The sequence below is a fragment of the Vibrio sp. V39_P1S14PM300 genome (assembly GCF_009904765.1).
GTDB lineage: Bacteria > Pseudomonadota > Gammaproteobacteria > Enterobacterales > Vibrionaceae > Vibrio > Vibrio proteolyticus.
In genome coordinates, this window is sequence record NZ_WXWP01000328.1 from 20191 (window position 1) to 46867 (window position 26677).

The window sequence follows — 26677 nt, forward strand, 5'->3', positions numbered from 1 at the left end:
ACTCCTTGTTGATTTCGATGTCAGTTCGTTGAACACTTGAACGCTTCCCCGCCCGCCATAATCCTGTGGCACGTTATTATCACACCACCAGACTCATCGAAGCGAAGGCTCGTTGGCGCTCAGAGAACCACCGATGCGGTGATCAGCGAATGCGCCAGCAGGTAACTGCCAGAGATCAGATAACGGCCATAACGAAACGGTTTACGGTAGTCGTGGATCGCAAGCATCCCGGCCGATGCGATCAATACAATCGCCCCGATAAAGCCCAGGCTGCTGGCAAGCGATTGCTGGATCAACCAGTTTTCGCCCGCCGCCCACGCCAGCTGAACCAGCACCACGCCCATCATGGTGACCGGAAAAATCAGCCGGTCCAACTGAGGTAAGAGAAGGAAAAACAACACGATGCCGCTGGCCACCAGCAAGGCGGGCAACCACCAGACGATGTCACCCGAAATCTGCAGCCAGAATGCTTTGCTGTAACACAATTGCGCCAGCAAAAATGCGATAAAACTCAGCCGAGAATGGTTTTTGAGTATGTAGAAGGTATCCGCCAGTACGGACACAATCAGCCCGGAGGCAATCCAGCTCATGGCTGCGCTCATTTCCCCGGGGACGTTCCAAATCATCGCCAGCAGGAACACCATGCTCAGCGTTTTAAACACAACGGCCTGAGCCTTGTTATTACTTTCATTGGCCGAAACACTGATAAAACCAGACAGTGCTACGGATAGCCAACTCCACATGTCACTACCTCGCTCTGTTTCGCCGGCCAGTGTAGGCACGTTGGGCAAGATGTCCAGAAGCGCAGGTAAAAAGTTGGATCTGAGTAGAGCTTCCAACGCTGCGCATCGCCGCGTTTAAAATCAGCTTCTCTTGCGCACTGACGCCAAATCATCCAGCAAGCGGTCTTTTAGTGCAAAAGCACCACTTTTACACTCCCCAGACCAACACCTGATCACTTTACTCACTAGAAAACCGCCTGCCACGCCATGAATAAAAAAGAAGAAACATCATTTTAACTATTAAAATTCATATAGATAAAACAAAAAACAACAATAAAAACCGATAATACAGTCTCAGTTTAAAATCTGGATAAAAACCGGATTTAGACGATCATTTTACTTTCAACCCCCTCCCATAAATGACAATAACTCTCAAAAGCCATGACAAGACAATGACATTGTAAGACTTTAGTTAGCCAATCGATGCTTAACCAAGCTAAGCCATAAAAACACAAAAACAATAATCACAGAGTGATAAATGACGCTAAACCACCAATTAAAAACAAACACTTAAAAAACTTTCGTTGTTTTTAAATACAAATCGAACATTAAGAAAACACCACAAAATAACAACTTTAAATGCGTAAAAACCGCCATTAGACGGCAATGAAACAATGATTTTTATCGACTTGAAAAAATCATTTGTTGAAAAGCCGCAAAACATGATCTATTCTAAATACATAGTTTGAACATCAATCAAAGGAGCAGTGTTATGTTAACGTCTTCACAGAAGCAGGGACTGGTAATGATCGCAGTTGTCGTGGGTCTAATGACACTGCCGATGATGTACTAAGCACCGAATAAAAAAGACAAAAAGGGACGCATCATGCGTCCCTTTTTGGTTGATAGATTCGATTTATTTGAGATGCTGAGACAGGATGTCCCAATGCATATAATAGAAGCCCAGAGCCGCTAGCGTGATTAGCGTCATCAGCATGATCGCCACACGCCAGATAAACCGGCCGCTGCGCGGGGTCAGCTCTTTTTCACAGTCATCACACGCTGCCAAGAAACCACGTGGGTCTTCCAGATGGTAGTCGTGTTCATGAGCCGCTTTGTTGCGTATGGTGGCAATGTAACGCAACTTACCCACCACATCATGCGGTAAGCGCTCTTCACAGCTGGTGATCAACTGATGCAACCCTTTCCCCTCCGCGTGATAACGGGTTCGCAGTAGCGTTTCTAGCTTTCGGGTTCGCATGACCACTTTTTCAATATCAGACATGGCATCCCTCCACTGTTAGTTTAGTCTTATTCTTCCATATTGATGAGTTTTGCCGGCGAAGAAAAACCATTCTCGCTCGTTGTTGCATAGTTTAACCCATTGAAACCCAACCACACCCAACCTCCGGATGCACACTGGGATCCACGCCACACACCCGGCTGTGAAGTCACTCGAAACTTTCTGCCGACATTCCGTCAGCATCACGAATTGCTCCGACAGAACATCACACTTTTGCGCCGACACGATTACAATAGCCGGGCACCTGATATTTGGAGGTCATGTATGCCCGTCTCTCTTTTCGCTCTTATCGGCCTGTTGGTGGTTCTGGCCGCCTGGGTTTTTCTGAGTTTTTACCGCAAGCACATCCAAGGTCAGGGAGCTTCCGAGCACACCGTCGAGGTGACCATCCTCGATAAGCAAGCCGTCGATGTCGCCGATGCCCAGCCAGGCGAGGATGCTCAGGAGTTCTGGATATACGTTCAAAAAGGCCGCTTAGGGCCGAAGCGGGAGTTTCAGGTCGGGGTGCATTACTTTCATGCCCTCAACCCGGGGGACAAAGGCATTCTCACTTATCAGGGCGATACGTTTTTGCACTTTGCCCTGAAACGCTAAGGCAGTAACCAGGCTGTTTTCGCCGAACGAGAGAACAGCCAGCTCAATCCCAAAGCGCCCGCTCCACTGATCACAATCCACAACGGAATAACCCAAGCGGGGTGCCCTTGATACCAGCCATACGCTTTCATCGGCCACAAAAAAATAGGGTGCAACAGATAAATACCCAAGCTGTGTTTACTGACAAAACTCACGATCGTACGCCCATTGCCCGATAGCCGTTCACCAAAATAACGACACAGCATAAACACCATGCTGGCGGCCAACACCACATTCAGAGTCTTGTAAGACAGCCAACGTCCCACTGTGTATTCCCCATTGGCAACACTGATCGTGATCACCGCTTCAGCGGTCAGCCACAGTGCGCCAACGCCAAGTACCGTCACCACGCTGACCATCACGGGGGTAAGCGGCAGTTTTTTATACAACAGATAACCAAGTGGCAGATAACCACTGAACAGCCACATCTGCCAGCTCCAAGGGCCATCAATTCGCAACAAAAACAGCAGCGTGGTCAACAGCCACACCCCAGTTAAGGCATAGATACCACTGTCACCACTTTTTCGCACCACCACCTGCAGCAACGGAATGACAAAGTAGAGCGGAATAAAATAATAGAAGAAACCAAGATGGTAGTAGGTTTCATGGCTGAGGCTGCCGGCCAGCACGGATTGAGCTGTCTCGGCATCGAACCCGGACGCGCTCCAGCCGGACAGATAGGCGTAAAACAGCGACCACACCACAAACGGGAGCAGCACTTTACCGAGCCGACGCCGGACATAATATTTGAGTTCAAACGGACGCTGATCACTGAGCATCAAAGCGCCGGTGATAAGGATAAAGACGGGCACAGCCCAGCGACTGACGCTGTTGACACTGACCGCCGTCGCCCATTCAGAAAAAGGAATGCTGCCCAATTCATTGCGGTACGGCGCCAGAACATGAATAGCAATCACCGCCACCGCCGCCACACAGCGGGCCAAATCAAAAAACTGTACTCTTTCTCTCATCCCGCATCCTGACTATGCATAACGCGATGACTATAGCACAGTACAAAATTTGCACTGTCAGATAATTAACAAATTGTTTTCACAGCGCTTTGATTGCGCTCACTCCCCTAGCCCATGCTGTGCTATAACATGTGGAGACAAACTCATCATTCCCTGCCGGCAGTCTTAATAGTGACACAGCGGATCAGGCCGGATTGCACTACAATGCCCGCAGAACCTACAGAGGCTGCTATGAACAAAGCACTAACAACGTCATTGATTTGTCTGGCCGCATTGGCCGGCTGCGATAACCAACAACAGACAGAGAGCGCGGATACCCTGCCGGATGCCAACCCGATGTGCAGCTCTGAGCAACTGGCCGGAGGCTGGTCTGCGGCCCAAGTGGACGACGATACCCGTCAGGCGCTTGAGACGGTCCTGACACAGATGAACACGTCAGCGAAACTCGACACGATTCTCACGGTGCGCACTCAGGTGGTAGCCGGCACCAACTATGCGATTGATTTCCGTATGGATGATGGCCAGATCTGGCACACCATCGTTTTTCGTTCACTGAAAGGCGAATACTCCATGACTCAGGCTGCGCAGCCAGGTCCGCTCTGCCCGTAACCCTATATCGACGAATTGTTGCTCTTTTCCTTACTTTTGGAGCAACAACAAAGGCTGACCCCATGGGGCCAGCCTTTTTCTTGTTCGCGCTCTCTACGCCGAAGACACCTGAGGTGCTTTGGGTAGGCGGATGGAGATCAAGGTCGTCATGATTAAAAACGCGCACGATACCCATAAGCACGCGGCCAGACCCGCCACCTGAAACACCCAACCGGACAGCACCGTGCCGATCAAGCGGCCCATCGCATTGGCCATATAATAAAAGCCGACGTCGAGTGACACTCCATCGCCCTTGGCGTAGCTGACGATAAGATAAGAGTGCAGTGACGAATTGATCGCAAATATCGCACCGAACAACATCAGACCAACCACAATCACCAGCTCTGGCTGCCAGCCAATCTGTACAGCGTAAGCAATCAGTGCAGTCACGCCCGCCAGCAGCCCAGCCCAGCCCAGCGCTGCACTGCCATCCGGCACCCGGCCAGATGATTTGCCCGTCAAGCGCGGCGCCAGCCCTTGCACGACCCCATACGCCATTACCCAACAGGCGAGAAACCCACCTACGGCAAGGTGATCCCAGCCGAACACACTGCCGAGATAAACAGGTAACGCAACCACAAACCAGACATCACGGGCACCGAACAGAAACATCCGCGCCGCCGAGAGGATATTCACACTCTCCGATTTAGAAAAAATATGGCGAAACTTCGGCTTACTATTGGCTTTCCCCATATCGCCTTCCAACCAAATCAGGCTGCCACACAGCACCACCAGCAGAACTGAGGCCATGCTCAGCACCGCCACTTTAAAACCGAACAGCGACAGCAGCAGACCGCCAATAAAAAAGCCCGCGCCTTTGAGCGCATTTTTCGAGCCGGTTAGCAGTGCAACCCATTGATACAAAGCTCCTTGCTGCGCATCCGGCACCAGAGTTTTGATCGCGCTTTTGGCACTCATCTTATTCAGATCTTTGGCGATACCAGACAGTGCCTGCGCGGCCATCACCCAAGGGATCGTGAGCCAGACGGCCGGTACGGCCAGCATCAACAAAGCGACAATTTGCATCGCCAGACCAACGTTCATGGTTTTATTCAATCCCAACCGCGCGCCCAACCAGCCGCCAATCAGGTTGGTCACAACACCAAAAAATTCGTAGAACAAGAACAAGGAGGCGATCGCCAGTGTGCCGTAACCCAGCTCGTGAAAATACAGCACCACCAACATACGCAGCGCGCCATCGGTCAGTGTGAAGTTCCAGTAGTTGAACGTCACCAGCATGTATTGACGGACGCTTTTACTCAGGCTTGAAATCATCGCAGTCTCTTTTGATTGAGGGCATCCGGTTGCACCAGCAGCATTTGGATCATGGCAACCCAAATACTCCCGACGCCCCTAGACATGCACCAAAGAACGGACATAGTCTAGTTGTACCGACTTGGTGAAGGCGCTAGGGCGCAGTGCCTGAACGCGGGCGATGATCTCTTCCAGCGACCAGTCCTTTTCCAGCAGAAGATGCGCCGCTAGCAGACCAGTGCGACCTGAACCACCCATACAGTGCAACGCAATTTTCTCGCCCTGCTCAATACGCTGGTGCAGTGCCGGACTGACTTCTGACCAGCCAAGAGCAAACGCCTCATCCGGCGCGCAATCGTCTTCAATCACCAGATGATACCACTCCATGCCCAGTGAGCGGGTCAGGGTACCCAGCGCCGTGACGCCGTGCTGAGCCATCTCATCGTCACTGATGGCCGTCACCACAGCCCGTACACCTTGGGCATACAGCTGTTGCAGTGAGTCCGCCAACTCAACACCTTTGGTCCCCGGACACGGCGTCAGCACCAATGCACTGCCGGCCAGCGGCAGCGCCCAACTTGGATGCGTCATGCCGTTACCTCCGGAGCCTGGCCCACTTTACGCACCAATTCAGCGGTGCGGGTCGCATAGCCCATTTCATTGTCATACCAGGCGTAGATTTTCACCATGCGCGTCCCCACCACCATGGTCGACAACGCATCCACAATCGTGGAACGTGGGTCGCCTTTGTAATCGATCGACACCAGCGGACGTTCCTCAAAGCCCAGAATACCGCTCAGCGCCCCTTCACTGGCCTGTTTCAGCAAGGTGTTCACCTCATCGACCGTGGTGTCGCGTTTGACGTCAAAGATGATGTCGGTCAGTGACGCATTCGCCAGTGGCACGCGGACCGCATGGCCGTTGATTTTGCCCGCCAGTTCCGGGAAAATTTCCACAATCGCCGTGGCGCTGCCTGTGGTGGTTGGGATCAGGCTCATCCCACATGCGCGGGCACGCCGCAAGTCTTTATGCGGCGCATCCAGAATGGTCTGGGTGTTGGTCAGATCATGGATAGTGGTAAACGAGGACTGCTCAATACCCAGCGCTTCGTGAATGACTTTCACTACTGGCGCTATGCAGTTGGTGGTGCAAGACGCTGCGGTCACGATACGGTGTTTCTGCGGATCGAAGATGTGCTCGTTGACGCCGACGACAATGTTGGCAACCCCTGGCTCTTTCACCGGTGCCGACACCACAACACGTTTCACGCCCTGCTCAAGATACTGAGTGAGGAATGCCGTTTTGCGATGCACGCCCGTGGCTTCAATCACCACATCACACTCAGACCAGTCTACCGCAGCGATCTCGCGCTCCTGAGAGGTCGTGATGCGCTGATCATCGATCAACAACTGGCCACCTTGTGCTTCAACCGTGTGATGCCAGCGTCCCTGCACAGAGTCAAACTCCAGCAGATGCGCCAGGGTAGCCGTATCGCCGGCGACGTCATTGATGTGGACAAATTCCAGTTCCGGCCAGTCAAACGCGGCACGCAAAGCCAGGCGGCCAATGCGGCCAAATCCGTTAATTCCGACTTTAATTGTCATGTTGATTCTCTCTTTCACCTAAATTCAGACGCAGCAAACCGGGCGGTTTTCTGCGGCCAGTAACCGATCCAGATCCTGTTGATATTCACTGCGCAGACAGTTAGACGCCACCAGATCATCAATCAGTTTGCGCATCCAACCCGGCAGATCATTAGCCAGCCGGTAAAACACCCATTGCCCCTGGCGGATATCCACCAGTAGCCCACTGGCACGCAGCTGAGCAAGATGGCGGGAAATCTTGGGCTGACTTTCCTGCAATGCTTCGGTCAGCTCACCAACCGACAGACATTGTGCACGCATGATCAACAGCAGGCAGCGCACCCGGGTTTCGTCAGACAGCAACTTAAAAAATTGATGTGGCAGCATTAACACATACTCATATATGGATATGCGTATATATTAACTTACCAAACCATCAGGTCAATCCGGCCACGTCGATTGTCACAAAAGGTTCATTGAGAGGCTCAGATCAGCTTGTTGAGGTCCTGGCTCCAGCGCTGCGCTTCAGACAATTTGCTCACCACAGCTTCGACATTCAGCCCTTCACGCACGCACGCCTCACGCAATCCGGACCAGTCTGCACGTTCGAAACACTCTTCCACTGACAGCAAAGTACCGTAAGGACCGCTGCGTTGCAGCAGGGCAGCTTTGATCTCGTCAGACAAAGGCAGTTGTTCCACCAGCGCCTCCAAAGACGTATCCAGCAGCGCGTCCAGTACCGAGAACAGACCAATTAAAAAGGCCTGATCACGGTGCCCAACGAATTGTGGCTGAGAAGACATCAGCAGACAGAACTGCGCACGTTGCAGCGACAGGTTATACACTTCTTTGGGTTTGTGGGTGGCAACGAACGACGCTACCGCCAGCGACACGAAAATTTTCAGTCGGTCCTGTCCCAGATACACCAGCGCCTGACGAAATGAGGTGATCGCCACTTCCAGGCGATCCGATAATGTATTGACGAAACGCAGCAACTTGTACGACAGTGCCACATCCTGAGAGACAATCCGTTCCACCGCTTCGAAGTCCACGTCCGGGCGGCACACCTCGCGAAACAGCTCCATTGCCAGCAGATGCTCAGGGCTGACATAGCGCTGGCGAATCATTTCCGGTTTGGCAAAGAAATAGCCCTGGAAAAAACAGAACCCGGCGGCACGCGCGGCCACAAACTCGGCCTCCGTTTCGATGCGCTCAGCAAGAAAACGGCGTTTTGAACCGCGCGCCAGACGCTGGCGAACAAACTCACACGCAAGCTCCAGCCCCATGGCCATGATATCGAGCTTAATGATCTGAACATACGGCAGGAAGCGCTCCCAGTCCGGGCTGTAGACAAAGTCGTCCAGCGCCAGCAGATAGCCTTTATGGTACAGCTCGCGTACAGCATCAAACAGCGCGTCGTCCGGCGGACAGGTTTCCAGAATTTCGATCACCACCTGTTCTTTAGGCAGCACCAGAGGCAGGCGGCGGATCAACGCCTGATAGGGAAAATTGATAAAGCAACGTGAGCGGGTAATCCCCGGATTGGTGCCGAGTGACAGGAAATTTTCGACGATCAGTCGGTACGTCGCGCGATTCGATTCCACGTGAGCGGGGAAGGCATTGTTTTCCCCGTCACGGAACAGCAGCTCATACCCTAAGGTGTGCCGCTTGGCATTAAAAATCGGTTGTCGGGCAACAAACGTTTCGCGCATTACACCGGGCTCTTATCACGCTTTAGCGGCCGCCAATAATGCCCCACATCCCATGAACATTGAACCGAAAACTTTGTTAATTTTGCTCATCACCCGCTCAGAGCGGATAAAACGCCCCATCTGTGACGCCAGGCTGGTGTAACCGAGCATCACAAACGAATCGATCACAACGGTAGTGACACCGAGGATCATCAACTGCGTCAACTGGTTGCCAGCCGGATCAATGAACTGCGGGAACAGCGCCACCAGAAACACTATCGATTTCGGGTTGGTCAGATTAATCAGCACTGCTTTTCTCAACAAGGTGCGCGCCGGCAGCGCTGCGCCATCCGTGACTGTCGCCAGACTGCTGTGATCGCGCCACTTCTGGATACCAAGCCAGATAAGATACACCGCTCCCACCCATTTGATCACCGTGAACGCCAGTGCTGACTTGGCCACCAGAGCCCCAATCCCCGCCCCTACCAACACTATGTGGCATGCCAGGCCAACCTGCAGGCCGGCAATCGCCGCCAGGGATTTGCGTGTCCCATAACTCAATCCGTTACTGATCGAATTCACCGTACCGGATCCCGGCGCCAGACTGAAGACGATTGCTGTTGCGACATACGCTAACCAAACATGCAGATCCATGGTATTTTCCCTCGACTAAACGACTACAGGCACACATAATTGGGACTCAGTTCATCGCGGTTCCAACAGGATACAATGAATTCTTCGAGTCCAATTGATAGTCATTCTTATACTCAAGAGTGCACCTTTGAGCAAGCCATGAATGGCAATATTGCTGACCTCTGGCAGCGGAGAGAAGAAGGATTTATAAAATCTTTCGATAAAACAAAACTCTACTGGTGTCGTCTGACCTGTGACTCGCACAACAAAGCGATTGTGGTGGTCAACGGTCGCATCGAAGCCGCGTGGAAATATCAGGAGCTGTTTTACGACCTGTTTCAGCAAGGCTACGACATCTACTCCTTTGACCACCGTGGTCAAGGGCTGTCAGACCGGATGCTTGGCGACCCGCAAATGGGACACGTCAACGACTTTGAAGATTACATTCTCGATATGGAGCGCCTGCTCACCCACTTCGACCTGACCCATTACGAACAACGGTTTCTGTTGGCACATTCGATGGGCGGCGCCATTGCTACCCGCTACCTGCAGACCCATCCGCAACATTCGTTTGATGCGATCGCCGTCAGCGCACCAATGTACGGCGTCAGTGTTCCATGGTATTTGTCTCCGATAGCGGTTCCACTCAGCATGGCAATGACCACCATCTACGCCCAACCGACTTACGCACCCGGTCATCAGGCTTATTATCCGAAACCGTTTGAGATCAACCCTCTGACGCAAAGTGAAGTGCGTTATCGCTGGTTCCGCGAGCTGTATGACCGCATGCCACAGCTGCAAATTGGCGGACCGTCCACGCGTTGGGTCTGGCAGGGACTACTGGCCGCGAAACAGTGCATTCTGCTGACCCGCCAGTTAACTTTACCGTTTCTGCTGCTTCAGGCTGAGCGGGATACGATCGTCAGTAACAAAGCTCAGGATGTATTTATCCGTAAACTGCGTAAAACCAATCCGGACTGCGAGCTGCAGGTGATCCAGGGCAGCCGCCATGAACTGTTGTTTGAAATCGATCGCTGCCGCAATCAGGCACTCGACAGTCTGCTCGCGTTTTTCGACCGCCACGGATCCACGCGAGCAAAATAAGGAAATCTTCTGTGAGGATTTTACCCTCTTTTTCTTCCTCAATTTGACGTAGACTGGTTTCTCTATCGCAGTGGCATGCGGCCACTGCGGCTTAGCGTTTTGATGAGGGTGATATGACCACGGCTAGCACAAAGACTCCATTCCACATTGTGGCCTCGGACCTGGACGGAACCTTACTGGCGCCAAACCATCAATTGAGTGACTACACCAAACACACACTCAAACAGCTGCATCAGCAGGGCTACACCTTTGTCTTCGCGACTGGCCGTCACCATGTCGACGTCGCCGGGATCCGAGAACAAGCGGGTATCCCGGCCTACATGATCACCTCCAACGGTGCCCGGGTGCACGATCAGAATGACCAGTTGATGTTCAGCGACAACGTGCCGCCTGAACTGGTGCAGGCCATCATTAACATGGTGAAACAGGATCCGGACATTCAGGTGCACATCTACCGCAATGAAGAGTGGCTGATGAGCCAGGAAGATGAACTGCTGCGCAACTTCCATAAAGATTCCGGTTTTAGCTACTCTCTGTTCGATATCGACCACGCACCAACCGAGGGCGTGGCAAAAGTCTTCTTTACCCACCCGGCACAGGATCATGAGCATCTGGTGCAATACGAAGATCAGCTAAACGTCGAGTTCGGCGAGCGCCTCAACGTCGCGTTTTCCACCCCCTGGTGTCTGGAAGTGATGGCTGCCAACGTGTCCAAAGGCCATGCGCTGCAGGTAGTGGCGAAATCTCTCGGCCACACACTGGACAATTGCATTGCGTTTGGCGACGGTATGAACGACGTGGAAATGCTGTCGATGGCGGGCAAAGGGCTGGTGATGGGCACTTCTCATATTAAGGTCAAGCAGGCGCTGCCGGACAACCAGGTGATTGGCGCCAATACCGATGATGCGGTCGCCCACTATCTGGCGGATCACTTACTCGACTGAACCATTCCTACGCATCAAAAAAGCAGCCACTCTGGCTGCTTTATCTATCCATTCACCGTTTCCTTGCGCAGAATCGCCGGCCACTCCTCCTCACTGACCGGCATCACCGATAAGCGATTGCCGCGTTTTACCAGCGGCATGTTGCTCAGCTCCGGCATCGCTTTTAACACCGACAGCGGGATTATGCGCTGCGTTTTTCGCACGAATTCCACATCCACCATCACCCAACGGGGATTGTCCGGTGTGGATTTCGGATCGTAATAATCACTTTCAGGATCGAAGGCAAAGTGGTCCGGATACGCCGCTTTGGTCACCCGGGCAATGCCCGCCACCCCCACCTGTTTGCAAGAAGAGTGGTAGATCAGCACCAGATCGCCAACCTTGACCTGATCGCGCAACATATTTCTTGCCTGATAATTACGCACGCCTTCCCAGCATGAGGTATGTTGTATCCGCAGAGTATCGATAGAAAAGGTGTCTGGTTCGGTTTTAAACAGCCAGTATGCCATAATCAAGTCCAGTCAGTTTGTGTCACGAGGAAGATATACCATGAAGGCGTTGAGAAACCCAGCCACGATTGCCGCCCTGTTAGCGTTGCAGGCCTGTTCCACCACCAGCACGCAGGTCGGTGAACCGATGACCAAAGCCAGTCTGGATCAACCAGACACCATCGTTCCTCAGACGTTCATATTGCGCGGTCAGGCTGTGATAGGGAGTGAAGCACGCACACTGATGCCGTGCGGCAGCAACCAACAATACTGGTTGGAATTATCTCCGGAGCAACTCAAGCAGGCCAAGGCGCTGTCCCACTCCCCTTATCAGCCCCTGTACGTCGAAGTGGTCGGCCAATTGCTGCTTCCAACCCGCACCGGCCCCGACGCCGATTTCACTGCCCGGTTTCAAGTCGATCACCTCAACCTAGTCAGCGCAGAAAATCCACAACGCTGCGATCAGTCACCGCGCCCGACCCGTGCGTTTGGCACCGAGCCGTTTTGGAGCGCCAGTTTTGAGGGGCAACAACTGGTAGTGCGCACGCCTGGTGGCGCGGCTCAACCAGTCGCGATTGAATCGCGCCGTATTGAGAGCGATACCCGCCAGTACCGCCTGCAAGGCGGGGAACTGACTCTCGAGCGAGCAGCATGCAGCGATGGCATGAGCGACAGTATCTACGCCTGGCGCTCGACACTGGAACTGAATGACAAAACCTATCAAGGCTGTGCGACACTCGCCAATGCCGATGGCAGCCAGCACTGGATTGGTCAGTATCAAGCTCAATCCACGCAGACCAGTAACTTCAGCATCACACTGGAACTCAACACCGATCACTCCGCCACGACCCGTTACGATTACAACAACGGCGATCCGAGTATCGTGGAAACCGGTTACTGGCAGCCGCTCAATCCGGAACAGGTTCAGGTAATGATGACCCGACACCAGCGCCAGTATCTGCTGTCAGAGCGAATTTTCACCCGCACCGGTGACACCCTCAGTGCCGACAAAGAAAAAGTCGGTACCCTGGTGTATCCGATCGCCAACGGCGGGCTGCAACTGTATCGTGCCGGCAGTCAGGCAGGCACTGACCCAAAGTCCATACCGTCGAGCAATACGTTTGACCCTCAGGTCGATCAGGCCGTGCGTCAATACCTCAAACAAACCAACAACCCTGCCGCAGGCACGCACTACCGCTGGCTGACCTATGACCTCAATGGCGACGGTCAGTCGGAGCTGTTAACTCAGCTCGACTGGTGCGGTTCGGGGGGCTGTACCTTACTGATCTTTGAAAAACGCACCCAGCAGTGGCACATCAACAGCCGGGTCACTCTGGTGCGCACGCCGCTCACACTCGGCACACAGCAACATCAGGGCTGGCAGGATCTGATCCTGAACGTCGGTGGTGGCGGTGCACAAGCGGCCGATCATGTGCTGCGCTACAATGGTAAGCGCTACCCGCTCAACCCCAGCACCGCGCCGCAAGCCGATGCCGCCAACATCAGCGAGACAACCCTGTTCTCCGATGGCTTGTCGCCTGCTCTGCACGGGCTGGCGCTGTAATGGCCCCCTGTCCTGACTGCGGCCTGCACCATCAGTGCATTTGTCCAGCCCTGCCCCATATTGACAGTGCGGTCAGACTGGCCTTATTGACCCACGACAATGAGTTTGAACGGGCCACCAATACCGGTCACTGGCTGGCCAAAAGCTTACCCCATTGCCACCGTTATCGCTGGAGCCGGGTTACCCCGCCAGCCGATCTGCTGCGGCTCATGAGCTGTGGTGACGTAACGCCTTATTTGGTGTTCCCGGCTACGCACAGTGTCAGCGCCGGACAGGCCTGGCATAACGGCCAGCGTCTAGGAAAAGCAGCGCTGTTCATCGTGCTTGATGGAACCTGGCAAGAAGCGCGCAAAATGTTGCGTAAAAGCCCGTGGCTACAAGCTTTGCCACAAGTGCACCTCAGCCCGGCGGAAGATTCCGCTTATCGTCTGCGGCGCAATCAGGAGACGGGCCATCTGTGTACGCTGGAAGTGGGGTGTGAACTATTGACCGCCGCAGAAGAGTACGCCAGTGCCACCGCTCTGCGGGCTTTTTTGCGGGTCTCAATGGACGCTTATCAGGCCGACAAAAGCGGCCATGCTCTACAGCGCGAGTAACTGCTCCAGGCGGCTGATCGTCAAGTGTGGCAACAAACGCGCTTTGCGGTTCTCGCGCAGATTCGCCGGCTGGTCATTGAACCAGCAAGCCATAAAACCATTATCCAGTGCCCCAGCCACATCGGTCACCGGATGATCGCCGACATGCAGGATCTCAGCGGCGTCCAGACCGAGCTGTTCACGAGCCTGGTCAAACATATCCGGGTACGGTTTAGCACGACCATCCGGACCGGCTTTCAGTACCCGCTGAAAATAGCCCGCTAACCCAATTCGCTCGGCATCCACATTGCCGTTGGTGATCGCCACCAGCGGCATACGCTGGGCCAGTTGCCCCAATACCCGGTGCGTTTCCTGCGGCACGGTGAAATCACTGCGCAAACGCAAGACTTCCTCAATGGCTGCCTGTGCCGCAAGTTCAGCCTGCGCCGGAGTGTAGCCGAGTTCGATCAGCCCCTGCTCAATTTGCCGGAAACGCCATAACGTAACATCATGCCGCAATGCCGGTTCAAGCTGAGCCAGACGAATTTTGAGTGCCGTCCACCAGTTATGTGACTCACTGGCGGTGAGCGGATGATGCGTGTGCAGCCAGACCACCATCTGCTCTTCGACCCGACGGATCACCGGCCGGTTGTCATACAGAGTGTCATCAAGATCAAACGTCATCGCTTTGACCGGATTCAGTTGGCGGTAACACTGCATTAGTCGCTCCCTTTCTTTTTGGCGCGTGGGTGCGCCTGATCGTAAGCCTGAGCCAGGTGTTGAAAATCGAGATGGGTATAGATCTGCGTGGTGGAAATGTTTTCGTGTCCGAGCAACTCTTGCACCGCTCGCAGGTTATTGCTCGATTCCAGCATGTGCGTGGCGAACGAATGGCGCAGTTTATGCGGGCTGATGTGACTGTTGACTGACTGTTTCTGTCCCCATTCCGCCATGCGTTTTTGCACATTTCGATGCGAAATGCGTACCCCAAGTTTAGAAACAAACAGCGCCGGCTCTTCCGCTTTCGCCAGCGTGGCACGTACTTTGAGCCACTTAGCCACCCATTCCTGCGCCATACCGGAAAACGGGACTTTGCGCTCCTTGTCGCCTTTACCAACCACACGCAGCTCACCGGAATTGAGACTGACGTCGCGCACATTAACACTGACCATTTCGGCCAATCGCAGCCCCGCCCCGTACATCAGCTCCATCATCGCCCGATCGCGAATCGATAACGGATCATCGTCGTTCACTTCCAGTAGCTGACCCACTTCATCCACATCGAGGTTCTTGGGCAACGGACGCTGCTTGCGCGGGGCAGACACCCCTTTGGCTGGATTGGCGCTGATCTCACCACGTCGGATAAGAAAATCAAAAAAACTGCGTAAAGAAGAAAGCCGCGTCGCCAGACTGCTGGCTTTCATTCCTTCGCGCATGCCTTTGCTCGCCAGTTGCCGTACCCAGGCCGCGTCCACCTGTTGCCAGTCGCACAGCCCCATCTGAACCAGGTGGTGCGCCATGGTTTCCAGTTGCTGCTTGTAATTACGCTGGGTATGCAGGCTGAGGCCTTTTTCGCTGCGCAGGTATTCGTAAAACCTCGTCAGCGGTGCCTGCAGCCGCTCAGGCAGAAGAGCCGGTTGCTCGTTCATGAGTCTCTGTCCAGGGTAAGGTCTCGATCAGGTGCGCCAGCACCAGCGCTAAATGACGCAAAAACAGCGTATCCATGTGCGGCTGAAAATGCCCGCCCTCTTCGCTGGAGAATGCCAACACTCCCTGAGGCTGGCCTTTTTGCAGTGGTAACACCACGTAGGATCCCATCTCCGGAGCCGCGGCATGCTCACCAAACAGCGCCAGACGATCCGCTTTGCGCATCCGGCCCAGATACGCCGGCTTGCCGTTCAGGTGATTGGTGGCGAAACGCTGGTATTGCTCTTTACTCAGTGCGTATTTCCCGTCTTCACGACGGAGCAGGCGCACGTACGCTCGCAGATTCAGCTCACGCGCTTTGTTCTCGATCGCCTTGAGTGCCTCACTGAGCGTAGCGCAACGCAAAATCTGCTCCTGCAGCTGCATAAATTCATGAAACGTGCGGTCATTGCTGGCGGCAAGCGACATCAGGGTGGTGATCTCCTCTTCCAGCTCTTCAATTCGCTGACGTTGACGGCTCAGCTGAACATGAACCAGAGACACGGCGCCCTGCTCCTGGCTGGGCAGTGCCAGACTCTCAACTAAGGTCTGGCGATGAAGAAAAAAATCGGGGTTATCACGAAGATACTCCGCCACGACCTCAGCGGTCAGAGCATCTGCTTCAATGTGAGCCAAAATCTCTCCTTAACACGTCAGTTGACCATCGAACACATGGGTCGCCGGACCGGTCATGAACAAGGGTTGACCTGGTCCCTGCCAGCGAATACGCAGCTCACCACCCGGTAAACTCACGGTAACATTGTCATCCAGTAACCCCTGAATGATACCCACGGCCACCGCGCCGCAGGCACCACTGCCGCATGCTTGCGTTTCACCAGCGCCACGCTCATACACGCGCAGGCGCACTGCATTGCGGTTGACCACTTGCATAAAACCAGCATTGACCCGTTCAGGGAAGCGATCATGCGATTCCAGTAACGGTCCGAGTGTTTCCACATCGGCATGGTCTACGTCATCGACCACGGTCACCACATGCGGATTCCCCATACTGACCGTGCCACAGAACAAGGTTTTGTCCTCAACACGCAGGATATAGGTTTTCTCTGTCTGCTTGGCTCGAAACGGAATCTTGCCCGGTTCAAATTCAGGAACCCCCATGTTGACGGTGATCTGGTCATCGTCTTCCACACTGAGGATCATCTTACCTTTCTTGGTGCTGACACTGATACTGAACTTATTGGTTAAACCTTTCATCCGGACGAAACGGGCAAAGCAGCGTGCCCCGTTGCCGCACTGTTCAACTTCACTGCCATCGGCATTAAAAATCCGGTAGTGAAAGTCGGTTTCCGGATCGTACGGCGCTTCAACCACCAGCAATTGGTCGAAGCCGACACCGGTATGACGATCCGCCAGACGACGGATCAAGTCAGGAGAAAAAAAGATGTTCTGGGTAATGCAGTCAACGACCATAAAATCGTTGCCCAGACCATGCATTTTGGAAAAATGGAAGTGCATATTGGTGTTATTACTCCGGAAGCAAGTGTTCAAGTTCCCACAAGCTGGACAGTGTCTCACGCTGACGAACCAGATGACTCTGATCGCCATCGACCATCACTTCCGCCGCACGGGTGCGGGTATTGTAGTTGGATGACATCACAAAGCCGTAAGCCCCGGCAGATCGCACCGCCAGCAGATCGCCGGCTTCCAGCACCAGCGAGCGGTCTTTGCCGAGGAAATCACCGGTTTCGCAGATCGGGCCAACCAAGTCGTAGGTCACCGCTTCCCCCTGTCGCGGGGAGACCGGCACAATATCCTGCCACGCCTGATACAGGGCAGGACGCATTAAATCGTTCATCGCCGCATCAATAATGGCAAAATTCTTGTGTTCGGTGTGTTTGAGAAACTCGACTCGGGTCAGCAACACGCCGGCATTGGCAGCGATCGCCCGGCCAGGCTCAAAAATCAGCTCCAAATCCTGATGGTTACTCAAACGGGCCAGCAACGCTTTGGCGTATTCCGACGGTTGTGGCGGCAGTTCATCACGATACACCACCCCCAGACCACCGCCCACATCAAGATGCTTGATATTCACACCCTGAGCTTTGAGTTGATCGATCAGCGCCAGCAGACGATCCGTCGCATCAATAAACGGCGCAATATTGGTCAGTTGTGAGCCGATATGGCAGTCGATGCCCTGGATATTAAGGTTATCCAGGCTTTGAGCAAACCGGTACACATCCGCCGCTCGATCAAAAGCGATGCCGAATTTGTTGTCGCGCAGACCAGTCGAAATATAAGGGTGAGTATTGGCGTCCACGTCTGGATTGATACGCAGTGAGATCGGCGCTTTGACACCCAGCTCTCCCGCGACCTTATTCAGACGCTCCAGCTCCGGTTCCGACTCCACATTAAAGCACTTGATGTTGAGCTCGAGTGCCCGCTTCATCTCCGCTTCGGTTTTGCCCACACCGGAGAAAACCACTTTGGCCGGATCACCGCCTGCGGCAACCACGCGTTCTAGCTCTCCACCGGAAACAATATCAAACCCAGAGCCAAGGCGCGCCAGGGCATTGAGTACCCCGAGATTGGAGTTGGCCTTAACGGCATAACAGACCAGATGTGGATGTTCACCAACGGATTTATCAAACGCGTTCCAGTGACGCTCCAGCGTCGCGCGTGAGTAGACATAAAGTGGCGTGCCGTACTGCTCAGCCAGAGTGGCGAGCGCAACTTCTTCGGCCCAAAGCTGGCCATCTTCCTGATAGTTGAAATAATCCAAAGTGTTATCCCTTATAAATTCGACTGAAATGACGTTATTGAGCCTGGTCTTGCTCTGGTTGATTCTGCTGAGCGTCTTCCGGGAAGTACAACGGGCCAGTCTGACCACAGCCTGCCAGTCCCATTACCGATAACAGAAACAACGCCATAATAGATTTTTTCATTTTGCATATCGTGATTATTGATTCAATGCCCCCTATAATCGCACCACACTCAGGAAAAGCAATAGGATAGAAAGGATGAACGATACTGAATTTCATCAACTGGTCGATTCCCAGCTGCAAATCATTGAAGAAGCAATTGATGAGTCAGGCGCGGACATCGATTACGAGACCAGCGGCAATGTCATGACTCTGGAATTTGACGATCGCAGCCAGATCATCATCAACCGTCAGGAGCCGATGCACGAGATTTGGCTGGCGTCCAAATCGGGCGGTTTTCACTTTCAACTCAAAGACGCAGAGTGGATCTGCTCCAAGACCGGCGTGGAATTCATCACCATGGTGAAACAAGAGTGCGAGAAACACGCCGGCGAATCCATCGACTGGTAAGCTGTCCACCACAACGAAAAAAGAGCCCAAAAGGCTCTTTTTTATCAGGCGTTCACTGCGCGCGATGGCTTGGTGTAGGCGCAACCATCGTTGCGATATGGCACGATGTAGCTCTCTCCGTCCTCAGGGTGCACAATCTGATAATACTGCGGCAGGTTGAAGTTAATAAACTGCGACGACAAACAATCGTCATCACGCACCGAAGTATAAAAGCTGTTCACGCTGGCGATCATCTCATCTTTCTCACCACTGTACTGGTGGTAGACCTCAATCCGGTTGGCTTCGTCCAACACAAAAATATTGAACCCCTGCTCGGTGTCTTCAAAGAAGAACTGGATCAGACCTTCACTGGCAAAACCATCCACCACTTCCGGCAACTGGTAATCCTGTTCACGGTCGAGCACCAGCAAGGGAGAACCATTGAGCTTATTGGTGGAGATACAGCGATAGAAATCGACCGAGTTCTCCAGCTTCTGTACCGACACACCGCGCCGTTCGAAGAACAACCCGTACATCTTGTCACCAAGACGCAAGGCTTTAAAACGGCGACGTTTCTCCGGTTCCACGGGCTTGAGGCGCAAGTCGATACATTCAGCCAGCAACTGATAGACCATGTTGCGCATCACGCCACGCAAGTTCTTGCTGTAGCAGAACACATCGACCGACTCCGGCGGTAGCGCATCCTGATGCATCTTACCCAATACCGTTTTCAACGCGTCCAGAATGGCCGTCTCACCTTTAAAATGCAATGTGCGCACTTCATGCCAGGAATTTCGATACACCAAGTCAACACTGCCAACCAGATTTTTCTGCTGTGGGCCAAAGCTGAAGATATCGATGTTTTTCATGTCCACCTTAAGCGCTTTACCCTGCAGGGATTGCGTCGGATCGTTCTCAAAGTTGATGAACATGGTCAACTGACTGATTTCACACGGACTGGCCAGTGCCTGCATGCTCGGGCGACGTTTGCGCAGTGAAAACGTATTCCGCAAATCGCTGACCATCTGATAAAACTTATCGATGTCCAGGTGCGAGTCACGCACCACAGAATGCAGCCGGGTTGATTCGGTAATCATGCCGTTAAAAAACGCCCAGGCGACCAGTTTGCTCAGGTATTCATTGTGCTCCAGACTCGGCTGACCAAGAATGCGATGCGGCACCAGGGGTTGCTTGTACAGATACCAGCCAGATTTATTGGTGCGTCCTTCCGGTACCTGAATGAACGTCAGATCCGGTTCATGTAAATCCGGAGAGATCTGGGGATTGAGCAGCGTCACTTTGCCCGGCAGCACCTCAAACGCCGCGTACAGCTTACGCGCCAGAATACTGATGTCCTGAGGACTGATAGCCGAGGTAATGTCATTGCGACGGGCAAACTGGATCAGGTTACGATAGCTGAGCATCAGTGCATCCAGCAACTGATGATGCATTATTTTGACCTGTTCTACTTTCCAGTTGCGGCGATTATCCAGCTCCACCAGTGTGTTGGCATCCCAATTCCAACGACTGATCATGTCACTCAGTGCCGCACGGCGCCAGGGCACAGAACCGGCACCCGGCTCACGCGACAATTTTTCGTGGGTTTTGAGATAAAAACAGCGCCGCACCAGATCCAGCCGGGTTTCATCCTGAATACGTTCCAGATAGCGGGTCACTTTTTCCAGCATCAGATAGTACGCATCCATACCATAGAGATCCGGCTCATGCGCAAAGAAACGGCGCTTGGTATCAATACACAATAACTGAGTGTGCGGGTACTCCCACGAATACGCTTCAAGCAGAATCGCTTTCAACACCGACTTGTAGGGCGAGTCGATACTTTTGTACAACTGCCACAAGTTCGCGCCGAAATACTCTTCAGCCGGAATGCAGTTGAGTTTACCGAAGTCGATCCATTCACTGCAGTCGATGTGATCTTCGCGACACAGGTTGGCAACGTATTCGTCGTAGCACTCTTCCATTTCCGGCGGCACAATTTGCCACAGCAGACGCTGGCCCGCCAGGCGTACCGCGCTGCGGTAGAATTCGTCCAGCAACAGCAAATGTTGTGACGAGCCGCAGTTATCCCCCGTCATCTCTTCCGACTGATTGGTGCGAAAACGCGTCTCATCCATCAGGAAAAAGTTGGCTTCCACCCCCTGACTTTTAGCCCACTCCGTGATCAGAAGGCATTTACGGATCAGCACCTCACGCGCGTCTTTGCCCATCGTCGGTGAAATGCACACCCAGATGTCCAGATCACTCGATGTGCTCTGTCCGATCGAAGACGTACTGCCCATGGTATAAAGACCGAGAATGTCATGTTGCGCTGGGGAGTTGAGAGACTGACCGATCGTCAGTTCGGTTTCTTCAATGAATTGCTGCTGCACGTCATTGAACGCCATGCCGAACACCCCGCGTGGGACGTCATCGTGATGGTAACCGGGAAGAATGGGATGATTGAAATGAAACAGGACCGGGATCAGGTGGAAGACACGCTGACTTTGCACGTCCATAAGAGCCAGCGCACGCTCACTGCGTTGCTGGTTCAGTTTGTCTAAACGCTGGATCAGGGTCTGGGTGTACGCCTTCAAGGTCAAGTCCTTGGTTTCAATTCTTTAAGGTGCTCTGTTTAACTTTTATTCTATCGCACCGACAAAACGTGATCAATCTAACACTTTTATTTCGATTGGTAAAGAAATGAACGAACTCTTGCGCTCGTCTGACGTTGAAACGTCTCTGTCATATTGGATTTCGACATAGTGTGGTACGCAACTGATCGATCTGATAATCACACATCGCCGAGTTGAGACTTTAATCACATTCTTTTGCCGATGCAGCCTGGCTTACATGCCAATTTGTCCGCCTCGCGATCTAGAGATGAGACTTTCCCACAGGGAATGGTAGGATTAGAGCATTATACACCGAACAACAGGATACCCATGACACAGTCCACTCCTATCCGAATCGCCACGCGAAAAAGTCCCCTCGCTTTATGGCAGGCTCACTTTGTTAAAGACGCCCTGCAAGCCGCTCACCCGGGCCTGGAGGTGGAGTTGGTCACCATGGTGACCAAAGGTGACGTGATTCTGGATACACCACTGGCCAAAGTCGGTGGTAAAGGCCTGTTCGTTAAAGAGCTTGAGGTCGCGATGCTGGAAGGGCGTGCCGATCTGGCCGTGCATTCGATGAAAGACGTTCCGGTCGACTTTCCACCCGGCTTGGGACTGGTCACCATCTGTGAGCGTGAAGACCCACGTGATGCCTTTGTCTCCAATACTTACCACAATGTCGATGATCTGCCGCAAGGCGCCGTTGTCGGCACCTGCAGTCTGCGCCGTCAATGTCAGTTAAAAGAGTATCGCCCCGATCTGGTGATCAAAGAGCTGCGTGGTAACGTGGGCACACGGCTGGGTAAACTCGATGCAGGCGAATACGACGCCATCATCTTGGCCGCGGCTGGTTTAAAGCGTCTCGAACTGGAGTCACGCATTCGGAGCTTTATTGAACCAGAACAATCTTTGCCAGCCGTCGGCCAGGGCGCTGTTGGTATCGAATGCCGTCTGGATGACGAGCGTCTGCTGACCCTTCTGGCACCCCTCAACCACCCAGACACCGCTGACCGGGTCAAGTGCGAACGGGCCATGAACCTGACACTGGAAGGCGGATGTCAGGTACCGATCGGCAGCTATGCGCTGCTCGATGGCGATGAGCTCTGGCTCCGCGCTCTGGTGGGTGAGCCAGACGGCTCCCAAATTATACGCGGTGAAATACGCGGGCATCGCCAGCAGGCGGAACAACTCGGCGTCACACTGGCGCAGCAGTTGCTTGATCAGGGAGCGAAAGCCATTCTGACCCGCTTGTATGAGGATCACGAGTAAACCATGACGGTGTTGGTCACCCGCCCCGCGCCGGCGGGGCAACAGCTCTGCCAACAACTGGCTCAGGTCGGCCAGCCAGCGATTTATCATCCTTTAATCAGCATTGATCCCGGACGCGAACTAAGTGAGTTGCTGACGCGTCTTCCTCACAGCGACATCCTCATTGCGGTGAGCCAACACGCCGCGCATTTTGCCGACCTGACACTGTCTCAAAACCAACACCCCTGGCCGACCAACACCCTATACCTTGCCGTTGGTCAAAAAACTGCGCACGTTTTAAGCAAAGCCACGCAACAAAAAGTACACTACCCGGACATCAGTGACAGCGAGCACTTATTGCAACTGCCGCAGTTGCAACAAGTGCAGGATAAGAAAATACTGATTTTGCGCGGCAACGGGGGACGTGAGTTGATTTACGATACCCTCACCGCCAGAGGGGCGCATGTTCACTACCTGGAAGCATACCAGCGACACAACCTGGTCTTCGACGCCAAACGCAGCGTCGCCGACTGGCAAGCGCAACAGGTAGATACGCTGGTCGTGACCAGTGCCGAACAACTCCGTTTTCTATTTGCGCAACTTCCCGCGGCGATACAGCCGTGGGTGCAGAAACAACGCTTGCTGGTGCCGAGTGCAAGGATCTGCACACAAGCACATCAGCTTGGCTTTCGCCACGTCGTCAATGTCGGTGGCGCATCAAACAATGAAATAATGAAAGCTCTCCAGCTCACATAACAGGACATACGCAATGACAAGCAAAAATAACAATGAGCACATTGACCCTGAAGAGAAAACATCCCCGACTTCAGGCGCTGACACCACATCGCCTGAAAGCAAGGCCGAGAATAAGGACAATGCTCAGCCAGCCAAACCCGCTCAAGCATCACAATCCTCCCGCTCTGACGCCGCGTCAGAAGCGGGCAAATCAACGTCTAATGCGGAAAAACAAGCCAAACGCGGCGTGAAACTTGGCATTGTTGCGATTGTGATTTCCATTGCCCTCAGCGGTGGTCTGGCGTACCACGCCAGCCAGAAAGACGCAGCATATCAGGCACAGATTTCAGCCCTGAAGACCCAGTTAGCTCAAGCCCAAACAGCAATGCAATCCGATCTGGACAGCATGAAGCAACAAACAGTTAAAAAGGCAACCGAAATCACCCATCGTGCGGAAACCGTATTGACCCAGCAACAAAAAAGCATTGAAAGCCTGCAACTGGCGATTGCCGATGTGAAAGGTCGCCGCCCGAATGACTGGCTGCTGGCGGAAGCCAATTACTTGGTCAAACTGGCCGGTCGTAAACTGTTTCTTGAGCACGATGCGGAGACCGCAACTCGCTTGATGGAAAGTGCCGATCAACGTATTGCGGCGCTCAACGATCCAAGCCTGGTACCGCTACGCAAAGCCATGGCCAACGACATCACGGATCTTAAATCGATTCCGCTGGTCGATCGTGACGGACTGGTGTTGCGCATCACGGCACTGCAACAAAAAGTTGACCGCCTGCCCCTAGCGAACGCGCTTTTGCCGAAAGAAGCCCACGCAGACGAACAGCCAGTTTCGGATGACATCAATGATTGGCAGACCAATCTGATGACCTCGCTGAAAGACTTCAGTGAAAACTTCATCACTTTCCGTACCCGCGATGGTAATGTCGTTCCGTTGCTGACGCCTGAGCAAGATTTTTACCTCAAAGAAAACATCAAAGCCAAACTGGAAACCGCGATCCGCGCGGTGTATCAGGAACAACAGCCAGTGTACACCTCCGCTTTGTCCACTGCCCTGGAGTGGTCCGGCAACTACCTGAACCAAAAAGATAAAGGCGTCCGGGATTTTAACGCTGTGCTGGAACAGCTGGGTAAACAAGAGATCCAGGTCGAGTATCCAGTCGAGCTGGAAACTCAAGATATTCTGAACCGTGTAATCACAGAGCGACTGCGTCGTGAAGTAACCACATTGATCACGGAGGAGAAATAATGTTCCGGATAATATTTCTCTTTGTTGTTTTGGGAGCGGGCCTGTTCGTCGGCACTCAATACTCCGGTCAGCAGGGATACGTCCTCATCTCCATCGCCGACAAAACCATAGAAATGAGCGTGACCACACTGGTGATCTTTATCATCGCGGCACTGGCCGCACTTTTTGCACTTGAGTACACGATCAAGAAAGCCTTGTACGCCAGCTCCGTCACCTGGAACTGGTTTAATGTACGTAAGCAGCGTCGCTCCCGCCGTTACACCAATGAGGGCATCATCAAACTTCTGGAAGGGGACTTTAAAGCCGCCGAGAAAAAAGTGACGCGCTGGGCCAATCATCACGACATGCCGCTGCTGTGCTACCTGGTCGCCTCGGAAGCCGCTCTGGGCCAAGGCGATACCCAAAAGCGGGATGAGTATCTGGCACTGGCCGGGCAACAAGAAGACGCAAAACTGGCTGTTGAACTGACTAAAGCGAAACAGCAAATCCGCACCAAGCAATATGCAGAAGCATTCGACACGCTGTCGACGCTCAAAGGTCAGTACCCAACCAACAGCGTGATTATCGACCTGTTAAAGGGAGTCTATTTAGAACTCAAGTTATGGCAGCCGTTGATTGAGCTTCTGCCTAGTCTGGTCAAAGCCAAACTGATCACACAATCAGAGCATGATGAATTGAGTCAGAAAGCCCAATGCGGCCTGTTGCGTGATATCGCCGAGCAAAAAGGCAGTGAGGGACTCATTCAGCACTGGAACAGTTTGTCCCGTAAACTGAAAAACGATACCCACTTAGTGCATTGTTTTGCCCGTCAGTTAATCGCACGCAAAGCCGATTACGAAGCATTCACTGTGGTCAAAGAAGCATTGAAGAAACAATCGATACCTGAACTGTATGCCCTGATCCCAGAAATGAACCTGACCGATCGCCACCCAGTCGAAGTATTCTTGCAAGATGCTTTACGTAGGGAGGCCACCAACGCGGAAGCGCACAGTGCGCTCGGACAGTTGTATCTGCGAGATCAAAAATGGAAAGAGGCCCAGACTCATTTGGAAGCCGCGTTATCACATCGCTCTAATGTCTCGGATTATGCGTATCTGGCTGATGCTCTTGAAAAGCAAAGCCTGAACAAAGCCGCTCATGAAGTCACCCGCAAAGCACTGACGCTAGCGAAACACACTTAACCGGTACTCTGACGCAAAAAGCCGCTGACCCTGTCGCGGCTTTTTCTTTACTCATTCTCCTGTACAGCTGCTTCCTCACACGGCCTAGTATACAGCGAGCGTTCTTTCCTATTAGAGAAGGTGCTTTGCTAGCTCACCAGTCTCCACACACTTGGTCCGCCAAACATAAGTCTTATCGAACCCGAACACCTTCCGTATGTAAATTCTGGTTATGTCTGACTCGTCTTGGAGTGAGTCACGGACACTCGAGCCAAGCCCTCCAGTATGACAGTGGCTAGGGTTTCGGAGCCGACAGAAACAACACAGAGATTAGGCTAATAGAACTCTTTCAAGAATGGGGCCTAACAAAGAAAAAATAATTATCGATACACAACCAACCTCAACCTTCACCACTGGGGGTTTCGAAGGATTCCAGCTCGAAACGCGTGAGAGCGACTCGGGCGTCACATTCATCACAGGGAGCGGGCTTACCCACCAACAAAAAGACCCCAGCATTTCTGCTAGGGTCTGAAAGAGGTGGCAAAGCCGTAGGGATTTCAAGCAACCGGGCTTCGTTTGCTCGAAGACCAGAA

At 53.2% G+C, this 26677-nt stretch carries 29 protein-coding genes; 11 read left to right on the top strand and 18 right to left on the bottom strand.

Annotated features, from left to right (window positions below; all coding sequences use genetic code 11):
- Positions 1-119: 119 nt before the first annotated feature.
- Together CAG65_RS17045 and CAG65_RS17050 are read right to left on the bottom strand one after the other, a co-directional pair.
- A complete protein-coding gene (locus CAG65_RS17045; RefSeq protein WP_021707153.1) occupies positions 120-743 on the bottom strand; it encodes a lysoplasmalogenase in 624 nt (207 codons plus the stop codon).
- Between the two features lie 895 nt (positions 744-1638).
- The gene (locus CAG65_RS17050) at positions 1639-2007 is read right to left on the bottom strand and encodes a hypothetical protein (RefSeq protein ID WP_021707152.1); all 369 of its coding nucleotides are present in this window, start codon (positions 2005-2007) and stop codon (positions 1639-1641) included.
- 282 nt (positions 2008-2289) lie between these two features.
- Between CAG65_RS17050 and CAG65_RS17055 the strand changes: the two genes are divergently transcribed.
- The gene (locus CAG65_RS17055; protein ID WP_021707151.1) at positions 2290-2619 is read left to right on the top strand and encodes a DUF2500 domain-containing protein; all 330 of its coding nucleotides are present in this window, start codon (positions 2290-2292) and stop codon (positions 2617-2619) included.
- Here the strand turns inward: CAG65_RS17055 and CAG65_RS17060 are convergent.
- The gene (locus CAG65_RS17060) at positions 2616-3629 is read right to left on the bottom strand and encodes an acyltransferase (RefSeq protein ID WP_161454385.1); all 1014 of its coding nucleotides are present in this window, start codon (positions 3627-3629) and stop codon (positions 2616-2618) included. The genes CAG65_RS17055 and CAG65_RS17060 overlap by 4 nt on opposite strands.
- Before the next feature lie 231 nt (positions 3630-3860).
- On the opposite strand from CAG65_RS17060, the gene CAG65_RS17065 reads away from it, so the two are divergent.
- A complete protein-coding gene (locus CAG65_RS17065) occupies positions 3861-4238 on the top strand; it encodes a cystatin domain-containing protein (protein ID WP_021707149.1) in 378 nt (125 codons plus the stop codon).
- 93 nt (positions 4239-4331) lie between these two features.
- Here the strand turns inward: CAG65_RS17065 and arsJ are convergent, their stop codons facing one another.
- The 6 genes from arsJ to rhtB all read right to left on the bottom strand — a co-directional run bounded on the left by arsJ (position 4332) and on the right by rhtB (position 9459).
- Positions 4332-5552 carry an organoarsenical effux MFS transporter ArsJ gene (gene arsJ, locus CAG65_RS17070; protein WP_161454386.1) on the bottom strand — a complete coding sequence of 407 codons (1221 nt, stop codon included), beginning with the start codon at positions 5550-5552 and terminating at the stop codon, positions 4332-4334.
- A 78-nt stretch (positions 5553-5630) separates the two neighbouring features.
- Positions 5631-6122 carry a cyclin-dependent kinase inhibitor 3 family protein gene (locus CAG65_RS17075; protein ID WP_161454387.1) on the bottom strand — a complete coding sequence of 164 codons (492 nt, stop codon included), beginning with the start codon at positions 6120-6122 and terminating at the stop codon, positions 5631-5633.
- The gene (locus CAG65_RS17080) at positions 6119-7135 is read right to left on the bottom strand and encodes an ArsJ-associated glyceraldehyde-3-phosphate dehydrogenase (RefSeq protein ID WP_161454388.1); all 1017 of its coding nucleotides are present in this window, start codon (positions 7133-7135) and stop codon (positions 6119-6121) included. Before CAG65_RS17080 ends, CAG65_RS17075 begins: the two co-directional genes overlap by 4 nt.
- 24 nt (positions 7136-7159) lie before the next feature.
- Entirely contained in the window at positions 7160-7501 is a 342-nt protein-coding gene (locus tag CAG65_RS17085) for a metalloregulator ArsR/SmtB family transcription factor (protein WP_161454389.1), read from the bottom strand.
- Between the two features lie 98 nt (positions 7502-7599).
- Positions 7600-8826: an EAL and HDOD domain-containing protein gene (locus CAG65_RS17090; protein ID WP_161454390.1), complete on the bottom strand. Its 1227-nt coding sequence runs from the start codon at positions 8824-8826 to the stop codon at positions 7600-7602.
- Positions 8827-8841: 15 nt separating this feature from the next.
- On the bottom strand, positions 8842-9459 hold the full coding sequence (gene rhtB / locus CAG65_RS17095) for a homoserine/homoserine lactone efflux protein (RefSeq protein ID WP_021707143.1): 618 nt from the start codon (positions 9457-9459) through the stop codon (positions 8842-8844).
- A gap of 75 nt (positions 9460-9534) precedes the next feature.
- On the opposite strand from rhtB, the gene CAG65_RS17100 reads away from it, so the two are divergent.
- Entirely contained in the window at positions 9535-10542 is a 1008-nt protein-coding gene (locus CAG65_RS17100) for an alpha/beta fold hydrolase (RefSeq protein WP_021707142.1), read from the top strand.
- A 113-nt stretch (positions 10543-10655) separates the two neighbouring features.
- Positions 10656-11486: a Cof-type HAD-IIB family hydrolase gene (locus tag CAG65_RS17105; RefSeq protein WP_161454391.1), complete on the top strand. Its 831-nt coding sequence runs from the start codon at positions 10656-10658 to the stop codon at positions 11484-11486.
- Positions 11487-11530: 44 nt separating this feature from the next.
- Here the strand turns inward: CAG65_RS17105 and CAG65_RS17110 are convergent, their stop codons facing one another.
- A complete protein-coding gene (locus CAG65_RS17110) occupies positions 11531-11995 on the bottom strand; it encodes an EVE domain-containing protein (protein ID WP_161454392.1) in 465 nt (154 codons plus the stop codon).
- 40 nt (positions 11996-12035) lie between these two features.
- Here CAG65_RS17110 and CAG65_RS17115 point away from each other — a divergent pair, with 40 nt between their 5' ends.
- The gene (locus CAG65_RS17115; RefSeq protein ID WP_161454393.1) at positions 12036-13538 is read left to right on the top strand and encodes a COG3650 family protein; all 1503 of its coding nucleotides are present in this window, start codon (positions 12036-12038) and stop codon (positions 13536-13538) included.
- Positions 13538-14134 (top strand): tRNA-uridine aminocarboxypropyltransferase, encoded by a 597-nt coding sequence (locus tag CAG65_RS17120; RefSeq protein WP_161454394.1) that lies wholly within the window; start codon positions 13538-13540, stop codon positions 14132-14134. The genes CAG65_RS17115 and CAG65_RS17120 overlap by 1 nt, the downstream gene beginning before the upstream one ends.
- Here the strand turns inward: CAG65_RS17120 and yigB are convergent.
- From yigB to lptM, 6 genes are read right to left on the bottom strand one after another with little or no spacing between them, the layout of a single operon-like run.
- Positions 14120-14833, bottom strand: coding sequence for a 5-amino-6-(5-phospho-D-ribitylamino)uracil phosphatase YigB (gene yigB / locus CAG65_RS17125; protein ID WP_161454395.1), 714 nt, complete (start codon positions 14831-14833; stop codon positions 14120-14122). The two genes, CAG65_RS17120 and yigB, sit on opposite strands and share 15 nt — an antisense overlap.
- A complete protein-coding gene (xerC, locus tag CAG65_RS17130; protein WP_161454396.1) occupies positions 14833-15762 on the bottom strand; it encodes a tyrosine recombinase XerC in 930 nt (309 codons plus the stop codon). The genes yigB and xerC overlap by 1 nt, the downstream gene beginning before the upstream one ends.
- A complete protein-coding gene (locus CAG65_RS17135; RefSeq protein ID WP_161454397.1) occupies positions 15734-16435 on the bottom strand; it encodes a DUF484 family protein in 702 nt (233 codons plus the stop codon). The genes xerC and CAG65_RS17135 overlap by 29 nt, the downstream gene beginning before the upstream one ends.
- Positions 16436-16444: 9 nt before the next feature.
- The gene (dapF, locus tag CAG65_RS17140) at positions 16445-17275 is read right to left on the bottom strand and encodes a diaminopimelate epimerase (RefSeq protein WP_161454398.1); all 831 of its coding nucleotides are present in this window, start codon (positions 17273-17275) and stop codon (positions 16445-16447) included.
- Positions 17276-17285: 10 nt separating this feature from the next.
- Positions 17286-18539: a diaminopimelate decarboxylase gene (gene lysA, locus CAG65_RS17145; protein ID WP_161454399.1), complete on the bottom strand. Its 1254-nt coding sequence runs from the start codon at positions 18537-18539 to the stop codon at positions 17286-17288.
- Between the two features lie 34 nt (positions 18540-18573).
- Positions 18574-18702, bottom strand: a complete 129-nt coding sequence (gene lptM, locus CAG65_RS22480; protein ID WP_040903185.1) for an LPS translocon maturation chaperone LptM — start codon at positions 18700-18702, stop codon at positions 18574-18576.
- Positions 18703-18777: 75 nt separating this feature from the next.
- Between lptM and cyaY the strand changes: the two genes are divergently transcribed.
- Positions 18778-19089, top strand: coding sequence for an iron donor protein CyaY (gene cyaY, locus CAG65_RS17155; protein WP_021707131.1), 312 nt, complete (start codon positions 18778-18780; stop codon positions 19087-19089).
- Positions 19090-19133: 44 nt separating this feature from the next.
- Here cyaY and CAG65_RS17160 read toward each other — a convergent pair whose 3' ends face one another.
- The gene (locus CAG65_RS17160; protein WP_040903184.1) at positions 19134-21662 is read right to left on the bottom strand and encodes a class I adenylate cyclase; all 2529 of its coding nucleotides are present in this window, start codon (positions 21660-21662) and stop codon (positions 19134-19136) included.
- A gap of 348 nt (positions 21663-22010) precedes the next feature.
- Between CAG65_RS17160 and hemC the strand changes: the two genes are divergently transcribed.
- Genes hemC through CAG65_RS17180 form a run of 4 tightly spaced genes read left to right on the top strand, consistent with a single transcriptional unit; the run spans position 22011 to position 26105 of the window.
- Positions 22011-22949 (top strand): hydroxymethylbilane synthase, encoded by a 939-nt coding sequence (hemC, locus tag CAG65_RS17165; RefSeq protein WP_161454400.1) that lies wholly within the window; start codon positions 22011-22013, stop codon positions 22947-22949.
- A gap of 3 nt (positions 22950-22952) precedes the next feature.
- Positions 22953-23684 carry a uroporphyrinogen-III synthase gene (locus tag CAG65_RS17170; protein ID WP_161454401.1) on the top strand — a complete coding sequence of 244 codons (732 nt, stop codon included), beginning with the start codon at positions 22953-22955 and terminating at the stop codon, positions 23682-23684.
- Positions 23685-23697: 13 nt separating this feature from the next.
- Positions 23698-24924: a uroporphyrinogen-III C-methyltransferase gene (locus CAG65_RS17175; RefSeq protein ID WP_161454402.1), complete on the top strand. Its 1227-nt coding sequence runs from the start codon at positions 23698-23700 to the stop codon at positions 24922-24924.
- The gene (locus tag CAG65_RS17180) at positions 24924-26105 is read left to right on the top strand and encodes a heme biosynthesis protein HemY (protein ID WP_161454403.1); all 1182 of its coding nucleotides are present in this window, start codon (positions 24924-24926) and stop codon (positions 26103-26105) included. The genes CAG65_RS17175 and CAG65_RS17180 overlap by 1 nt, the downstream gene beginning before the upstream one ends.
- Before the next feature lie 379 nt (positions 26106-26484).
- On the opposite strand, the gene CAG65_RS22290 is transcribed toward CAG65_RS17180, so the two are convergent.
- The coding region (locus CAG65_RS22290) for a hypothetical protein (RefSeq protein WP_237668845.1) at positions 26485-26677 on the bottom strand (193 nt) is incomplete at its 5' end.

Excerpts from the sequence above, each read along its gene's own strand:
- CAG65_RS17060 (WP_161454385.1), bottom strand. The coding sequence starts at position 3,629 with ATGAGAGAAAGAGTACAGTTTTTTGATTTGGCCCGCTGTGTGGCGGCG.
- CAG65_RS17175 (WP_161454402.1), top strand. The coding sequence starts at position 23,698 with ATGACAAGCAAAAATAACAATGAGCACATTGACCCTGAAGAGAAAACA.
- xerC (WP_161454396.1), bottom strand. The coding sequence starts at position 15,762 with ATGAACGAGCAACCGGCTCTTCTGCCTGAGCGGCTGCAGGCACCGCTG.
- CAG65_RS17100 (WP_021707142.1), top strand. The coding sequence starts at position 9,535 with ATGAATTCTTCGAGTCCAATTGATAGTCATTCTTATACTCAAGAGTGC.
- CAG65_RS17105 (WP_161454391.1), top strand. The coding sequence starts at position 10,656 with ATGACCACGGCTAGCACAAAGACTCCATTCCACATTGTGGCCTCGGAC.
- lptM (WP_040903185.1), bottom strand. The coding sequence starts at position 18,702 with ATGAAAAAATCTATTATGGCGTTGTTTCTGTTATCGGTAATGGGACTG.
- CAG65_RS17045 (WP_021707153.1), bottom strand. The coding sequence starts at position 743 with ATGTGGAGTTGGCTATCCGTAGCACTGTCTGGTTTTATCAGTGTTTCG.
- rhtB (WP_021707143.1), bottom strand. The coding sequence starts at position 9,459 with ATGGATCTGCATGTTTGGTTAGCGTATGTCGCAACAGCAATCGTCTTC.
- CAG65_RS17115 (WP_161454393.1), top strand. The coding sequence starts at position 12,036 with ATGAAGGCGTTGAGAAACCCAGCCACGATTGCCGCCCTGTTAGCGTTG.
- CAG65_RS17055 (WP_021707151.1), top strand. The coding sequence starts at position 2,290 with ATGCCCGTCTCTCTTTTCGCTCTTATCGGCCTGTTGGTGGTTCTGGCC.
- CAG65_RS17065 (WP_021707149.1), top strand. The coding sequence starts at position 3,861 with ATGAACAAAGCACTAACAACGTCATTGATTTGTCTGGCCGCATTGGCC.
- yigB (WP_161454395.1), bottom strand. The coding sequence starts at position 14,833 with ATGCAGTGTTACCGCCAACTGAATCCGGTCAAAGCGATGACGTTTGAT.
- dapF (WP_161454398.1), bottom strand. The coding sequence starts at position 17,275 with ATGCACTTCCATTTTTCCAAAATGCATGGTCTGGGCAACGATTTTATG.
- CAG65_RS17170 (WP_161454401.1), top strand. The coding sequence starts at position 22,953 with ATGACGGTGTTGGTCACCCGCCCCGCGCCGGCGGGGCAACAGCTCTGC.
- CAG65_RS17110 (WP_161454392.1), bottom strand. The coding sequence starts at position 11,995 with ATGGCATACTGGCTGTTTAAAACCGAACCAGACACCTTTTCTATCGAT.
- CAG65_RS17080 (WP_161454388.1), bottom strand. The coding sequence starts at position 7,135 with ATGACAATTAAAGTCGGAATTAACGGATTTGGCCGCATTGGCCGCCTG.
- CAG65_RS17180 (WP_161454403.1), top strand. The coding sequence starts at position 24,924 with ATGTTCCGGATAATATTTCTCTTTGTTGTTTTGGGAGCGGGCCTGTTC.
- CAG65_RS17120 (WP_161454394.1), top strand. The coding sequence starts at position 13,538 with ATGGCCCCCTGTCCTGACTGCGGCCTGCACCATCAGTGCATTTGTCCA.
- CAG65_RS17075 (WP_161454387.1), bottom strand. The coding sequence starts at position 6,122 with ATGACGCATCCAAGTTGGGCGCTGCCGCTGGCCGGCAGTGCATTGGTG.
- cyaY (WP_021707131.1), top strand. The coding sequence starts at position 18,778 with ATGAACGATACTGAATTTCATCAACTGGTCGATTCCCAGCTGCAAATC.
- hemC (WP_161454400.1), top strand. The coding sequence starts at position 22,011 with ATGACACAGTCCACTCCTATCCGAATCGCCACGCGAAAAAGTCCCCTC.
- CAG65_RS17085 (WP_161454389.1), bottom strand. The coding sequence starts at position 7,501 with ATGCTGCCACATCAATTTTTTAAGTTGCTGTCTGACGAAACCCGGGTG.
- CAG65_RS17090 (WP_161454390.1), bottom strand. The coding sequence starts at position 8,826 with ATGCGCGAAACGTTTGTTGCCCGACAACCGATTTTTAATGCCAAGCGG.
- CAG65_RS17050 (WP_021707152.1), bottom strand. The coding sequence starts at position 2,007 with ATGTCTGATATTGAAAAAGTGGTCATGCGAACCCGAAAGCTAGAAACG.
- arsJ (WP_161454386.1), bottom strand. The coding sequence starts at position 5,552 with ATGATTTCAAGCCTGAGTAAAAGCGTCCGTCAATACATGCTGGTGACG.